The following is a 15,476-nucleotide window of genomic DNA, read 5'->3' as shown; positions in this document are numbered from 1 at the left end:
TGATTACTTGGAAATTTTTTGATAGTAAGTAGTTAAATGGAAACTGGTGAAGTTCTTGTAATCGACCTTTTTGCGGGTCCCGGCGGGCTTGGGGAGGGGATATCTTCTGTAACTGATACCAATGGTAATAAACCGTTCCAAATTGGTGTATCAGTCGAGAAAGAGCCTTCAGCACATAAAACCTTAACAACACGTGCCTTCTACAGAAAAATCAAAGAATTGGATAGTGGATCAGAAGACTACTTCAATTATGTTCGTGGGAAGTTGACCCGGGATGAAATTTTTGAGTTATACCCTCAACAAGCTCAAGAGGCTGTTTACGAAACGTTAGAAGAACCTAGAGCTTTAGGTGAAGACAACGAGCTAATTCATACTCGCATTCGTGAGCTACTTACAGCTCATCAAGGCCCCAAAATAGTCATTGGTGGACCGCCCTGCCAAGCATATTCTTTAGCTGGACGTTCTCGCAATGCAGGGATCAAAGACTATAAGGCTGAAAATGACCATAGAAACTTCCTATATAAAGAATATCTTAAAGTATTATCCATAGCACAACCTGATGTGTTTGTTATGGAAAATGTACGTGGTATTTTGTCTGCCAAACTCAATGGCAAGGTTATGTTTCCACAGATTTTGGAAGATTTGAGAGATCCTGGACTAGTTACAGAAGTGAGTGATGTTGCTAAATATAGAGTTTTTTCACTTGTTGTAGAGGCGAGAGATCCAAAAGATCCTCAATACCCAGATTCTTCAGACTTTCTTATTCGTTCTGAAAAATATGGAATCCCTCAAGCACGACATCGTGTAATTTTGTTGGGAGTTCGACAAGACATAGACCGTGTACCAGATACCCTCCAACCGATGGAGCAATCTGTATCTGTTGAACAAGTACTGTCTGATTTACCTCCGTTAAGAAGTGGCTTGTCTAAGCAAAAAGATATTCAAAAAGATTGGGAAAAACAAGTACAAATAAATGCGAAAAAATTAAAAAACATTTTGAAATCGCGATTCGATAAAGAGTCTGTCGATAACTTAAATCTTGAACCGATGCTAGGTTTAGAGCGTCAAAGTTCTCGACTTCTAGAATTAGAGCGCAATATACCTACTCACATACAGGACTGGTATTTAGATAACCATCCTGGTTGTGTGTTAAATCATGCTAGTCGCGGGCATATGACCTCAGATTTACTTCGCTACGCTTACAGTGCTGCGTTTACCAAATTAAGTGGTGGCATATCACCTAAAGCAAGAGATTACCCATTAGAGTTAGCTCCTGCTCATGAAAATTGGGATTCGGGGGCGCATGCTGATCGTTTCCGAACTCAAGCGGCAAACAAGTGTGCTACGACTGTGACGAGTCACATCTCTAAGGACGGTCATTACTTCATACATTACGATCCACAGCAATGCCGTAGCCTAACCGTTCGTGAAGCAGCTAGATTACAAACTTTTCCTGATAATTACCTTTTTGAAGGAACAAGAACGCAGCAGTATGTGCAGGTAGGAAATGCTGTGCCACCATATTTGGCACAGCAAATAGGTAATGTCGTGATGACACTACTTGAAAGTAATTATGCAGGGGCGTGATATATACTGTCCGCATTTAAGTGAACGATGGATGAACCCCGCATCTAAGTACTTAAAGAACCGGAAAATTAGCCACCTCAGATAAGTACATGTGGGTCTCGTAAGGTAGCTCTCCTAACCAGCAAAGTGTACCGTTCCACTGTGACCCCTTTCGTAGTGGTGATCTGAACCAGTGATAATGGACATTCACGTAAGCGACTTTTCCGTACTTTTGCTAAATAGGGATTTTCACTAAAACGAAGATGTCCAAAAACGTGTTTGGAAGTCGAGTGATTTTCTGTATTAGTGCGCTGTCGTGAGTACCTATTGTATTACTTATGCGTGAAATGTGGTGGAGCTGATTTTCTATTAAGTACTTCCCCCCAAATATAACAAATTGCGTAGTAATAGGCGGCCTTAGTCGAAGGAGCTAGGTCAGCTTTGCGTCTCCAAAAGTCACAAACTTGCGATCGCCCAATCTGAGCAAGTGATCTTGTTTTTGGATTATGCTTCTGAATATCTCGGCAAAAACTCTTCATTTTCTCTACCTGATTTTTACGGTTCTTTTTACCTCCGGTTCTTAGATATAGATGTATAGCTCGGTTTAACTCATATTCCATTCTTGTCATAGTTCACCCCAGATATGCATTTGTTATGTCGGTTCGATGGTGACCAAGTTCTTCCGCGACGGACAGCCTAGCCGCACTGTCAAAATCTTTAGCTTGTTTAACTGTGCACCCCACTTTGTTGGCAATGTATTGGTGGTGTGAAGAACCATGCTTATAACCCGACTCCACAACTGATTTAATTCCTGCTACTGCGGTTTGCTGTTGCATGTGGTTGGTGTAACTGTTTTGCGCATAGGCGTGCCGTTCACCGTGTGACTTATAATCAAGCTTTCCAAACTTTCGATAAGATTGAGATTGGAATTGTATATAGCTCTGATTTGCTGGGATCATGGAATGATGATGTCCCTGAATGACACTGGCATTCTGAAGTGCATCAAGTTGATTTTGGGATACGATTGGAACTGTTCGTGCTTGACCGCCTTTAGTTCCGTCTGTGACAGAAATGCTCTGCTTTATAATGGCTTCTTTTAGCATGGCTGCTGGGTTACCTTTACAGGCCTCTTCGAATCTCAAGCCTAATGACCTTTGCATTTCACTGATAGCAGAGAGCCTGTCAGAAAGCTGTGATGTGATTTTGTTATGTTGTTCTTGGGAAATCGCTCTATTTTCCGTAGTTATGCCAGAACGATTTGGAAGTCCAGCTTCCGATGCTGTAACCCTAAGAGATGAATCCCCAATAGCCTGACTAAGAACGGAGTTGACGGCAGATAAGTACTCATGTGCTGTTTTGATACTGATTGAGCCGTTATCAATTTTCGAATCTAATTCTTGAGCGTATTGCGTTACATGCTCTTTCGTTATCCCTCTCATGTCTTTGACACCATGATGGTCTTTGATAAATGTCGAGAACTGTGTGAATCGAGTTGTTTGATCTGCTACGGTTTTGAACCCGATTTGACCCGCATTAAATTTTTCGTAAAGCGCGTTCTTAGCCGCTTGATTTATATCTCGGGATCCTAGGCCACAGTTTCTGGCATTAGGGTTTTCTCTGTCCATCCTAGATGTGGGGAACCTTGTTAGACTCATACTTTCCTCTCAGTTTCTTTCAGTTATAGGCTCTGCAAGCAGCGAATCGTGTTAAGTGTTTATGCGCGTTTAAAATGTCGCACGTCATTAGCAGAGGTTGGGAAGATAAGAAGCGATCCCAGCGCTTACGCAGTTGAAGCTGACTTGGCAAAGGTTGGTACTCAAAGGCGCTTACATAGAGTGGGCGAAGACGCCACTGGTTAGTGGAAGAGAACAATCTATGTTTTGCTTTGAGGTTGGCCTTAGCGGTCAGCTAGAGGTTTTGTCCGTTGAATTCAGGCTGCTTGGTGGCTGCTGTCACGTACAAGTGAATGAAATGATCACGAGTTCCGGCAGTAACTGATGGATTGGTTCGATGCATTTCATGCATTTTCATGTTTTCGAATACCTCTCAATACCTTTGTCAGGCTAGAGATACCAATGGATCTGTTATCGGATGCAGTCTCCGTCTATTTTTGTCTGCCGTCCAAAATAGACGGAGACTTTAGCGGTCCTTTTCGCAACGCAGATAATAAATCTTGAGTAATGGAGTCATACTCTCAGGGTTGAAAGTGTTCTTTCATTTGAGTGAGTGAGCAATACATACTCTATTGGGGCATCAAACTGATGAGAGCATTTCGTACATGCGCTCTAACATGTGGGAGGTAATCACAGCATTAAGAATGCTTTTCTCACCTCATGGTTTACATACAAGATACCTGCTTTTTTATGGTCATTTCTCAAATAAGGAGTCCAATTTAGCTGTTTAGTACTTTCATTGAAATTTTTATAGCTAGAGTAGAAGAGGGCTGGATGTCAAAGCGGGGGGAGCAGGCAAATCGTCATGCTATGGTTTACATAAGTTGAAACCAAACCTTTGTGAAGAGGCTCTAATGAATATTTACCTCGCTTTGATATTTGGAATTCTAGGCGCTTTATTGTTGGGTGCTATTGGTTTTCTTATTGGCGGCTTCGCTGGATTTATCATCGCTGGGTGCATTCCATGTAACCGAGATGCTTTTTGGGAGAGCCTTGTACAGTCTGAACATATGCGTGACTGGATGTTAAATGAGGCCCCTAAATATGTGTCAAAGCCAGTTTCTGAAGCTACACCTGCTTTGAGGCCATTAGAGATACACCGTAAAACCCTCAATACGAAACTGGCCGCTCCTAAAAGAAATACAGTAGAGGCGAATACTAAAGCGCCTGTTCTTTTTTCTCGTTCGAGGCATATTGAGTTCTTGAGTTTGGATGTCGCTATTGCAGCTATAAATGGTGGAACCAAGAGTGTCGTGGCCAGATATGCAGGTAGTAAAGGAAGAGAGTCATCTGTAAGGCGAAATTACCATGACCTCAGTTCATCTATTAGCGGTAGTTTCGATTGTGAGTTTGATAGCTTAGAAGATGATTCATTCGGTGTTCAGTATGATGTAGAGGATTCAATAGGATCATCAGACCTTCGCTTAACGCATTTCTATGAAAGAGAGAGTAATCCAAGTGAAAGTTACTTGGATGACTCGGCTTCCCGATGTGATGACTATGCTGACTTGCCGAGAGAATTGAATGGCACTCAAGATAATGATTCGTTGCTGTTAGCTTGCTCATCTGCAGAGTTTATGAGTACCAATAATGATGATTTCGCTGTCAATCCAGCTAATGGAAATTTAATGGTTGGTGGGGTTGGTGGAATTGATACGGAGGGAAACTCTTACGGTACTGATTCTTTTTCAAATGATGATATTACGCTCTTTGATACTGATTACTCTAGTGATGATGGCGTTGGATTCGATTCGTTTGAAAGTGACTCTTTTGATAGTGATTCGTTCGACAGTGACACATTTGATAGTGATTTTACATCTGGTGGTTTTGATGACGATTGGTAGATATAGAAAAGTGCAAGGTGACGTTATATTTTCTAACTTAGACAGTTAAACAGCCAAAAAAGCCCCACTAATTGAAAAAAACAGCTCAACGATGATTGAAACTACGTTTGTCCCATCCCAACAAAAAAGGCGTTTATATGGACAAACAATCATTGGGCTTTGCTGCCCTAGAGCAGAATTTACGTATCATTGATACAAATCGCGAAAATTTAGTTCAGATAGTCACTGGTTTAGGTCGGTTTATTCAGGAAGAAGTTGAACGCTGCTATACGATTCCTCAACAGGAAAAGAATCGCAAAACTATGGCTCAAAATGAAGAACTTGGCCGCTATAAGTACCTTAATAAAGGTGAGGTGCAGGTATCTTTTTCGACTGAGAGGGAGAGGGTGAGGGAGAAAAATTTTCATCAAGAATTTCGCTATAACTGGGTTATAAAGGATTACTGGCGCCGCTGGGACGGTTATAAAAAGTTCTATGGTGGGATGCGGGGGAAAGAATTAGAGTTGCACATAAAGGACTGCTATATAATTAGCGATCCCATGTTTGGTCTTTTCGACTTTAAAGCAATTAAACGTTCTATGCAGGAGTTTGAGTATAAGCTGTTTTGCTTGTTTCTTCGCCAAAACTCATCCGCTGTTTACACATATTTCCACTTAAAAAATCAGTATTATTCTACATTTGAGTGTGAGGCAGATCTCTTGATTAAGTATTGTTCATTTGAGGGGATAGATATAGAAGCTCATAAAATGAATGTTCGGAACTTGGAAATCTTGAAACAAGAGATTAGACGTTATCACCCCAGTTTAATTTAAAGTGTATCTCTGGAGAGTAAATGCAAAAGCCAAATATGTTAAAATATTCGGTTCTTGCATTTACTACGAACCAAAACCAAATTTCTAATTTATGTTGTCACATGGTACTTGTCTGAAGTGCAATGTTTGGCAAAAGGGGGTGACGGTTTGCTTAGATAGTGATGAATATTTTATGTCGAGAACATTACCATATTCATCCATTTCTGTGACTGCTCCTGTTGTGGTTAACGTTTTATGTCCATCGAGTATGTAGCATTTGCCTGCAGAGAGTGTCGTACTGAATCTCTTGTACTTCGGTGGGGTATCCACTCCTTTAAATGTCATCTTGCAAGAAGAAGTAACCATAAGTTGTTTGTTTGCTGGAAATGCGAATGTTTTATTTGTGTTGAATAGTGAAACTGATTCGACATTAACCCCTTGAACTTGTTCAACATAAGCATCGACGCTGTCACTCCCAATAGACGCGTGACCACGAGTCCGTACTTGAGCTATTTCGTTATCGATGTAATTGAGGCCATCTATATGGACATTTGTTTTGGGTGTCACACAACCTGTGATTACAAACGGTAGTGACAAAAGAATTAAATGGTTGGCGATCTTCATTAGAAACTCCTACTTCCTGTAAGTTTAAGTTCATAAAAAAGTAAAGCCGCCAATATAGGCGGCTTAAACCCTTGCTTGAGGTCCCCACCTCAGCTTTGGAGGAACAAATTTAGTGTTACACAAGGTGCATATTTGGCCAAGATATCTCCCCCCGTTTTCAAAATCAGATGACTGAGCGAACTTTCTTGCCATGAAGCCTGTTCGGGTAGAGCTCTGTGTAAACTTGCCATAATGTGTTGAGGGAGCGGTGACCTGTGACCTGTGCAACCTCTTCTATCGAAAAACCGGCTTCGAAAAGACGACTAGCTCCTTCCCTGCGAAGATCATGGTAGCGTAAGTCTTTAATCCCTAAGCTATCTCGCACCCGCTGAAAGCCTGCGGAAACCGAGCGAGAGTTATATGGAAAGACGCGCTCATTATTCTTTGGCTGTCTTTGAATGATTTCCCATGAATCGCCTAGTAGAGGTACCCATTGATGGTTACCTGCCTTTTTACGGGGATCTTTCCTATTTCTGACCATAACAGCTCGTTGGGTTTCATTGATGTCAGCCCATCGGATATCGCAAATCTCTCCAATGCGCATACATGTCAGTATTGATATAACAAAAATGTCGGTAAACGGAATGAAAGAGACAAATGATTGCTCTCTCTCTTTTAATCCAGCGACCAGTATTTCTATTTCTAATTGATTTGGTCGTCTACTTCGGCGAGCGCTTTTTCCGACTAGGCCCATAAATACTAAAGTGTGGTGAGCTGATTTGAATACTTCATCATTAATTGCTATTTGCCATAAAGGTTTAGCTTGCTTAAATATCGAGCGTAGATTTGAAACCTCGACAGCGATAGTTTGTGGTAATACACCATCATGTTCTCTTCGGTATTGGCAATGCTTGATGAGGTCATGATCGTTAAAATCAGTAAGTGTGGTGCTGGCTATTGGGTAGCGAAGTAAAAGTCGGAGGTTGAAACTCATAGTTCGCTTATCCGAAAATTCGGGGGTTTGTAATGCTTTTTCAATCAAGAAACCTATGGTCTGTTTCGTTGGAATAATGCCCCCATGCCGAACACTTTCAATCTTCTCAACTTCTTGATCTTCCCAAGCAGTAGCAGATGCTTTCTTTGTAAAAGTCTTAGTCTTATCAACCGTAGTTACACCAGATTGTCTTTCGCGTACCCGGCACTTATATTTAGTTATGCCTGATTGTGTTTTGATTTTTTGAATGTGATATGACGCCATCGTGCACCTCTATACTTGGGCGCAGATTGAACTTGATGTAGAATCTGCGCTCTTCAAATGAAACCACGATTCGAAAAGGGCTTTTGCAAATAAGCAGGTCTTTTTCGCTAGTTAATTTACAAGCTGTAGTTTTACCAATTTTTGGGACCAATACGTGCCCACAGTCGGTGAAAAATGGTCCAAAATGGGCACAAATAGGGTTAAATGATGCAAAATAGTGCTAGTCACAAATCAGATAAACTTAATGAAAAACAAGATATTGGCTTAGATTTTCCAAAATCTCGATTTTCAGTTGCTCCAATGCTCGATTGGACTGACCGCCACTGTCGTTACTTTCACCGTTTGCTTTCTCAGCAGACTCTTCTGTACACGGAAATGGTAACAACGGGCGCGATCTTACATGGTAAGGGCGACTTCCTAGAATATAACGAGCAAGAACATCCTCTTGCACTTCAACTCGGTGGTTCAAACCCGGTTGATCTTGCTGCTTGTGCCAAGCTTGCTGGTGAACGCGGTTATGATGAAGTGAATCTTAACGTAGGTTGCCCTTCAGACCGAGTTCAGAATGGTCGATTTGGTGCATGCTTGATGGCTGAGCCCGAGTTGGTGGCAGATTGTGTTTCAGCGATGAAAGAAGTCACTGATATTCCAATTACCGTGAAAACGCGTATCGGTATCGATGACCAAGACTCTTATGAGTTTCTAACTAAGTTTGTTTCGACGGTTTCTGAAAAAGGTGGCTGTGAGCAATTTACTATTCACGCGCGTAAAGCGTGGTTGAGTGGCCTTAGCCCGAAAGAGAACCGTGAGATCCCACCGCTAGATTACGATCGTGCATACCAAATCAAGAAAGATTTCTCTGATCTGGTGATTGCCGTGAATGGTGGCATTACTACTCTTGAGCAAACTAAGGAGCACTTGCAACACCTTGATGGTGTGATGATTGGTCGTGAGGCTTACCATAGCCCATTTATTTTGGCTGAAGTTGATCAACAGATCTTTGGTTTAGACACACCAATTAAGAAGCGCTCACAGGTTGTCGAAGAGATGTACCCGTACATCGAGCGTGAACTTTCAAATGGCGCAAGCTTAGGTCACATATCTCGTCACATGCTTGGTTTGTTTCAAAGCATGCCTGGTGCAAGACAATGGCGTCGCTACATCAGTGAAAACGCACATAAGAAAGGTGCAGGTATTGAAGTGATGCAAACAGCATTGGCTAAGATCCCTAAAGAGCTAAATGTTTAAGCTCCCTCTAAGTTAAAAACTTAAGGTTAAATTCGCCATTAGAGGCTAAATTTACCACTGTAAGTTTCTGAAAAGCCACGCATGAAGATGTGTGGCTTTTTATTTATCTGATAAATAAGGGTTTTATTGGTTTGGCACACTTGGTATGGAAGCTGCAATGTTAGAAAGTAGGAAAGATAGGTCATTAACTCATTAGGGAGACCATTATGTTTGAATTAATCTTTGTTCTTATTTTCGTCGCAACTCTACTTGTCACTGGTATCACGTTTATGACGGTATTGGCTGCAACCGGAGTAGCGTTATTAGTCATGTTGGTCTTAGGTATGATGGGGGTCGTGTTTAAGTTACTGCCTTGGTTGATCGTGATTGCAATCGGTGTGTGGTTTTTCAAAAACTTTGTACACAGTTCTAACCAAAGACGTTACTAAGATCATGGTGTCGTCAAATCTTTGATCGTCAGCGGTTTATCGTTTGAGAATTTAAGATGTGTGATAGAATTTTCCCCAATAATCTATGAATGTGCATACAATTAGCACAACGATATGGAATTGGAGCTATCTCAAATGAATAAAATGCCATTAATTGCTTTAGTGGGAATGCTATCTTTAAGCTCGGCAGTGTCTGCTGAAGAAGAGTTTTCTTACACGGCTAAAGTCGGTGCCGATATGTGGTGGGGAAGTACAAAGCTAAACGAAGTTAGACAAGATGATGACTCTAACTCACCTTCGTTGTATTTCGCATTTGAGCATAATGCCCCGATGCTACCAAACGCTAGCTTTCGCTATACTTCTGTTGATGCAGATTCATTGGCTTTCGATAAGTACGATTACACCTTCTATTACACGTTGTTAGATCACAAGCTGATGAACTTTGATGCAGGTGTGACGTTCACTCAGTACTCAAACTCTAACTACATTGAGCCTAAAACGAGTACTCAAGCAACCTTTGATGAATTTACTTGGAGCTTCTACGGTAACGCAGAGATCAACGTTCCTGACACCAACTTCGATATCATTGGTACCATCGAGTTTGGTGATAGCAGTGGTATTAAGAGCACTGACTTGATGGCGGGTGTTCAGTACCGAATTCCAGTAGCAGAATCTGAGATTGCCCTGCGTGGTGGTTACCGTGTTATCGATTTAGATTCGGATGAGTTCTTTAGCTCAGAACTAGGCAAGAGCTTTGTCATGGTCGATGGTTGGTTTGCTGGTGCTGAAGTGCGCTTCTAGGCCATATAAAGCAAATTTAGAACGAATTTTAAGAACGCCACTTTATTAAGTGGCGTTTTTTTATATCTATTGGTTACTTGAGTATATATCTTTCTGGAATTAGTTAGCACATTCATCACTTTCGACCATCCTTAATACAGAGAGCTAATTTGCGTCTATTCTTATAAGGTCTATGTAGTGAGGTCAAAGCAAGGGATGGAATATGACACTCAATGAATTGAGAAATTTATATAGAGAAAACCTGTTAGTTGAAGCCATCATAGAGCCCTCAATTCAAGAAGGGTCTTGGGTTGTGGAGTTTCGTCATATGGGTGGTGGCTTCGTTCTGCTTACTGATGTTCATGGTGAAGAATGTCATTACGCGGATTTAGACTTGGCATCTAAGTCGGCAATGGCGGTTGGCTTTCAGCAAGTACGCATTGAAAACCAGTAAGACAATTTACGTTTCAATCGGTTTTTACTTCCAAAAAGTTATAAAACATACTTTTCTATTCTTTCTTGTTATTAAAAGGAGTGGTTAATCTATCGTCACGCAATGATTAGGGATGTCGTGACCATGTCTTTAAATAAGAAAGAGTCTTCACAAAACAATAATGCACAGTCTGGGGCTAATGAGTTACCTGGGCTAGCAGCACCACTTAATGACCAACAATTAGGTCATCTTCAGCAAACTGTTTCTGAACTGTCTTCACAGCAACTGGCATGGGTCAGTGGATACCTTTGGGGAGTGAGCCAAGCTCAGCCTGTCGGTGCTGCTGCGCCAATCGCTCAAGCGGCCGCTGCAGTAGCGGCTAAGCCAGCGGGTAAGCTCAGCATTATCTTCGCTTCTCAAACCGGTAATGCTAAAGGCGTCGCTGAATCGCTCGAGGCAGAAGCAAAAGCCTTAGGTATCGCCGTCGAGCTTTTCGATGCGAGTGATTATAAAGGTAAGAACTTAGCCAAAGAGACACACGTCATTTTCGTCGCTTCAACCAATGGTGAGGGCGAAGCCCCTGATAACGCGATTGAGTTGCATGAATTCCTTCAATCGAAGAAAGCGCCAAAATTATCAAACCTACAATACGGTGTGATTGGTTTAGGTGACTCAAGCTATGAGTTCTTCTGCCAAACGGCTAAAGACTTCGATAACTTCCTCGCTAAGCTTGGTGCGAAATCGTTTGTCGATCGCCTTGATTGTGATGTTGATTACGAAGAGTCAGCAACGGAATGGCGCGCTAAAGCGTTATCACAAGTTCAAGAAACGCTATCGACAGGTGCCGAGGCTGATATCGTTCAGTTACCAGTAGGCCAAGCAGCTGCCGGTCATTCGCAATACACCAAACAAAATCCATATACAGCGACACTATTAACCAGTCAAAAGATCACGGGTCGTGACTCGGGTAAAGATGTTCGTCATATCGAGATTGATCTTGATGAGTCGGGCATTACCTACCAACCCGGCGATGCGCTAGGCGTATGGTATGAAAACAGTTCAGAACTCGCAAATCAGATTCTTTCTAAGGTTGGGTTATCGGGTATCGAAAGTGTCGATGTCGATGGTGAGAATCTATCTATCCATAGTGCGCTAGTGAGTAAATTTGAGATTACCACTTCAAACCCTCAACTTGTGGCTAAGTTTGCTGAGTTATCGGGCAGCAAGAAGTTAATCAAGCTGGTGGAAGATAAAGACAAGCTTCGTGAATACGCGGGTAATACTCAAGTTGTCGATGTTTTAGCTGAGAAGAAAACTAAGCTATCGGCTGATGAGTTAATTGGCCTGTTACGTAAGCTGACACCGCGTCTCTATTCTATTGCATCAAGCCAAGCAGAAGTAGATGAAGAAGTTCACTTGACGGTTGGTTTGGTTGAATACCAAAAAGGCGAAGAGTCTCGTTTAGGCGGAGCTTCTAGCTTCTTAGCTCAACGTCTTGAAGAGGGTGGTGAAGTGAAGGTGTTTGTTGAGAACAACAATAACTTCAAATTACCACAAGACGACAATACACCAATCATCATGGTCGGCCCGGGTACCGGTATCGCACCGTTCCGCAGTTTTGTTCAAGAGCGTGAAAACAATGATGCTGAAGGAAAAAGCTGGTTGTTCTTTGGTGACCGTACCTTTACTCAAGATTTCTTATACCAAGTTGAATGGCAAAAGTACCTCAAGTCTGGCGCGCTAACTAAGCTCGATGTTGCCTTTAGCCGTGACCAAAAAGAAAAGGTTTATGTTCAGGACCGTTTAATCGAACAAGCAGAGCAGGTGTGGCAATGGCTGCAAGAGGGCGCGTACCTCTATGTCTGTGGCGATGCGACTCGAATGGCTAAAGATGTTCATGAAGCGTTAGTTTCGATAGCGGAAAAGCATGGCAACCAGAGCCGCGAGCAAGCTGAACAATATATTAATGATTTACGTAAAGCGAAACGTTACCAAAGGGATGTGTACTAATGAGCAAGCAAGTAATAGAGCAAGAAGTGCTAGGTCAAGTACTTGGACCTTTGGCTGACAATGAGCGTCTTAAGCGTGAAAGTAATAACCTACGCGGTACGATTGAACAAGATCTCCAAGACCGCATAACAGGTGGCTTTACTGCTGATAACTTTCAGTTGATTCGTTTCCACGGTATGTATCAACAAGACGACCGTGATATTCGTAACGAACGTACCAAACAAAAGCTCGAACCGTTACATAACGTCATGCTTCGTGCTCGTATGCCTGGTGGCATCATTACCCCTAAGCAGTGGTTGGCGATTGATAAGTTCGCAGACGAAAGTACCTCTTACGGTTCAATTCGTCTAACAACTCGTCAAACGTTTCAGTTCCACGGTGTCTTGAAGCCGAACATTAAGTTGATGCACCAAACGCTAAATAGCATTGGCATTGATTCAATTGCGACAGCGGGTGATGTAAATCGAAATGTTCTATGTACGACAAACCCGGTTGAATCTGAACTTCATCAAGAAGCTTACGAGTGGGCGAAAAAGATCAGTGAACATCTATTACCGAAGACTCGTGCTTATGCAGAAATCTGGTTAGATGGTGAAAAACTAGAAACAACGGATGAAGAACCTATCCTTGGTAGCAACTACCTACCGCGTAAGTTCAAGACGACGGTTGTCATTCCTCCGCAAAATGATGTGGACGTCCATGCTAACGATCTTAACTTTGTTGCTATTGCTGAAGACGGAAAGCTGGTGGGCTTTAATGTGTTAGTCGGTGGCGGTCTTGCTATGACACATGGTGATACCTCTACTTATGCACGTAAAGCTGACGACTTTGGTTTTGTGCCATTAGATAAAACGTTAGATGTAGCAGCGGCGGTGGTAACGACTCAGCGTGACTGGGGTAACCGTTCAAACCGTAAGAATGCAAAAACCAAATACACACTAGACCGTGTTGGTATTGATGTATTTAAAGCAGAAGTAGAAAAGCGTGCAGGCGTAGAATTTTCTGAAAGCCGTCCTTATGAGTTTACTGGCCGTGGTGATCGCATTGGTTGGGCGGAAGGCATTGATGGTAAGCACCACTTGGCGTTATTCATCGAGAATGGTCGTTTACTTGATTTTCCGGGTAAAGCTCTGAAAACAGGTGTTGCTGAAATAGCGAAGATCCACAAAGGTGACTTCCGCATGACTGCAAACCAAAACCTAATTGTTGCAGGTGTACCTAAGAGCCAAAAGGCAAAAATTGAAAAGCTGGCACGTCAATACGGTCTGATGGATGATGCCGTTTCCGAGCAGCGTAAAAACTCAATGGCTTGTGTGGCATTCCCAACATGTCCTTTAGCAATGGCAGAAGCTGAGCGCTTTCTTCCTGAGTTTGTAACGGATGTTGAAGACATTCTGAAGAAACATGGATTACCAGAAGAAGATAACATCATCCTTCGTATTACGGGTTGTCCAAACGGTTGTGGTCGTGCAATGTTGGCTGAGCTTGGTTTAGTCGGCAAGGCTCCGGGGCGTTACAACATGCACCTAGGTGGCAACAAGGCCGGAACTCGTATCCCTAAGATGTATAAAGAGAACATCACATCAGCTCAGATCTTAGAGGAGATTGATTCGCTGGTGGGACGTTGGGCTACAGAACGCAACGACAATGAAGGGTTCGGTGATTTTACAATCCGAGCTGGCATCATCGAAGAGGTGATTATTTCCAAGAGGGATCTGCATGCATAATTCTGTCGCTTCAAAATTGAAGTTAGCAGAGCTACTCGCATTGACTAAGACGGAGCAAATACTTCGTCTTGGGCAAATTAATGCTGAGTTAGAACAGCTAACAGCATTAGAAAGAGTTAAATGGGCATTAGAAAACTTGGAAGGATCACATGTTGTGTCTTCAAGTTTCGGCATTCAAGCCGCGTTAATGCTGCACTTAGTGACTCAAGCAAAACCAGATATTCCGGTTATTCTGACGGACACAGGGTATCTATTTCCTGAGACCTATCGCTTTATCGATGAGTTAAGTCAGAAGTTGACTCTAAACCTTCAAGTCTTTCGCGCCCAACAGAGCCCTAATTGGCAAGAAGCGCAATATGGAAAACTTTGGGATCAAGGTATAGAAGGGATAGAGAAGTACAACAAGCTTAATAAAGTTGAACCGATGAGAAGAGCGTTGGATGAGCTCGAGGCTGGGACATGGTTTTCCGGTTTAAGAAGGGAGCAATCTCAATCGCGTGCAAACTTGCCAATCTTATCTATCCAAAATGGTGTGTTTAAATTTTTGCCGGTAATCGATTGGACGAATAAAGATGTTCACTATTACCTAGAAGAGCATGGTCTCGGTTATCACCCGCTTCGAGAGCAGGGTTACCTTTCTGTTGGAGATACACATACAACTAAGAAGTGGGAACCGGGTATGACTGAAGAGGAAACTCGTTTTAATGGGCTGAAACGAGAATGTGGTCTCCATGAAGATGATGGAGAGCAATATGGTTCTGGGATTTAGACTCGTTGCCATTTAAAAAGCTGCCATGAGGCAGCTTTTTTGTTTTCTAGGATGAAAATTAGATCAATTGTGGATAAGTCTGTGGTTATTTTGTAAGTACTCTGTAGTTAAACTTGCACAAATAAGGCTTTGAGTGTTTATTCGCCATGTAATCGTTGTTTTTGCATCTTTCTTTAATAAACACTTGCCAATGTGATGAACATCTCTATAATGCCGCCTCACTGACACGGCAGACGCCACAAGGCTTCAGCGCAGAATGTTAGTAAGGCAACTAGCTTTAAGCGATAATTCGCTCCTACTTTTAGAAAGTAGAAATTAATTTTCAAAAGTGTTTGACACTGAGAAT

14 protein-coding genes are annotated in these 15,476 nt (G+C 42.3%); 10 read left to right on the top strand and 4 right to left on the bottom strand.

Going from position 1 to position 15,476, the window contains the following annotated elements:
• Positions 1 to 36: 36 nt before the first annotated feature.
• Positions 37 to 1,587, top strand: coding sequence for a DNA cytosine methyltransferase (locus tag AB4274_RS02420; protein WP_372110828.1), 1,551 nt, complete (start codon positions 37 to 39; stop codon positions 1,585 to 1,587).
• Positions 1,588 to 2,198: 611 nt separating this feature from the next.
• Here AB4274_RS02420 and AB4274_RS02415 read toward each other — a convergent pair.
• Both AB4274_RS02415 and AB4274_RS02410 read right to left on the bottom strand, forming a co-directional pair.
• On the bottom strand, positions 2,199 to 3,191 hold the full coding sequence (locus tag AB4274_RS02415) for an integrase domain-containing protein (RefSeq protein WP_372110826.1): 993 nt from the start codon (positions 3,189 to 3,191) through the stop codon (positions 2,199 to 2,201).
• Between the two features lie 283 nt (positions 3,192 to 3,474).
• Entirely contained in the window at positions 3,475 to 3,597 is a 123-nt protein-coding gene (locus AB4274_RS02410; protein ID WP_372110824.1) for a hypothetical protein, read from the bottom strand.
• A gap of 496 nt (positions 3,598 to 4,093) precedes the next feature.
• Here AB4274_RS02410 and AB4274_RS02405 point away from each other — a divergent pair, with 496 nt between their 5' ends.
• Both AB4274_RS02405 and AB4274_RS02400 read left to right on the top strand, forming a co-directional pair.
• A complete protein-coding gene (locus AB4274_RS02405; protein WP_372110821.1) occupies positions 4,094 to 5,083 on the top strand; it encodes a hypothetical protein in 990 nt (329 codons plus the stop codon).
• A 137-nt stretch (positions 5,084 to 5,220) separates the two neighbouring features.
• On the top strand, positions 5,221 to 5,895 hold the full coding sequence (locus AB4274_RS02400; RefSeq protein ID WP_372110819.1) for a hypothetical protein: 675 nt from the start codon (positions 5,221 to 5,223) through the stop codon (positions 5,893 to 5,895).
• A gap of 84 nt (positions 5,896 to 5,979) precedes the next feature.
• Here the strand turns inward: AB4274_RS02400 and AB4274_RS02395 are convergent, their stop codons facing one another.
• A complete protein-coding gene (locus AB4274_RS02395) occupies positions 5,980 to 6,498 on the bottom strand; it encodes a hypothetical protein (protein ID WP_372110817.1) in 519 nt (172 codons plus the stop codon).
• A 163-nt stretch (positions 6,499 to 6,661) separates the two neighbouring features.
• A complete protein-coding gene (locus tag AB4274_RS02390) occupies positions 6,662 to 7,735 on the bottom strand; it encodes a tyrosine-type recombinase/integrase (RefSeq protein ID WP_372110815.1) in 1,074 nt (357 codons plus the stop codon).
• A gap of 207 nt (positions 7,736 to 7,942) precedes the next feature.
• Between AB4274_RS02390 and dusA the strand changes: the two genes are divergently transcribed.
• The 7 genes from dusA to AB4274_RS02355 all read left to right on the top strand — a co-directional run bounded on the left by dusA (position 7,943) and on the right by AB4274_RS02355 (position 15,130).
• Positions 7,943 to 8,983: a tRNA dihydrouridine(20/20a) synthase DusA gene (gene dusA, locus AB4274_RS02385; protein WP_372104660.1), complete on the top strand. Its 1,041-nt coding sequence runs from the start codon at positions 7,943 to 7,945 to the stop codon at positions 8,981 to 8,983.
• Between the two features lie 206 nt (positions 8,984 to 9,189).
• Positions 9,190 to 9,411, top strand: coding sequence for an envelope stress response protein PspG (gene pspG / locus AB4274_RS02380; RefSeq protein ID WP_017059950.1), 222 nt, complete (start codon positions 9,190 to 9,192; stop codon positions 9,409 to 9,411).
• 135 nt (positions 9,412 to 9,546) lie between these two features.
• Complete coding sequence (locus tag AB4274_RS02375; RefSeq protein ID WP_372110812.1) at positions 9,547 to 10,212, top strand: TIGR04219 family outer membrane beta-barrel protein; 666 nt, start codon at positions 9,547 to 9,549, stop codon at positions 10,210 to 10,212.
• Between the two features lie 202 nt (positions 10,213 to 10,414).
• Positions 10,415 to 10,645, top strand: coding sequence for a hypothetical protein (locus AB4274_RS02370; protein WP_004735813.1), 231 nt, complete (start codon positions 10,415 to 10,417; stop codon positions 10,643 to 10,645).
• 123 nt (positions 10,646 to 10,768) lie between these two features.
• Positions 10,769 to 12,634 carry an assimilatory sulfite reductase (NADPH) flavoprotein subunit gene (locus AB4274_RS02365; protein ID WP_372110810.1) on the top strand — a complete coding sequence of 622 codons (1,866 nt, stop codon included), beginning with the start codon at positions 10,769 to 10,771 and terminating at the stop codon, positions 12,632 to 12,634.
• Positions 12,634 to 14,361, top strand: a complete 1,728-nt coding sequence (cysI, locus tag AB4274_RS02360) for an assimilatory sulfite reductase (NADPH) hemoprotein subunit (RefSeq protein ID WP_017069028.1) — start codon at positions 12,634 to 12,636, stop codon at positions 14,359 to 14,361. The genes AB4274_RS02365 and cysI overlap by 1 nt, the downstream gene beginning before the upstream one ends.
• A complete protein-coding gene (locus tag AB4274_RS02355; protein WP_372110806.1) occupies positions 14,354 to 15,130 on the top strand; it encodes a phosphoadenylyl-sulfate reductase in 777 nt (258 codons plus the stop codon). The genes cysI and AB4274_RS02355 overlap by 8 nt, the downstream gene beginning before the upstream one ends.
• Positions 15,131 to 15,476 lie beyond the last annotated feature (346 nt).

The organism is Vibrio sp. 10N.261.55.A10, from assembly GCF_041470825.1.
GTDB classification, from domain to species: domain Bacteria; phylum Pseudomonadota; class Gammaproteobacteria; order Enterobacterales; family Vibrionaceae; genus Vibrio; species Vibrio crassostreae_C.
This window is presented reverse-complemented; position numbering and strand designations above follow the sequence as displayed.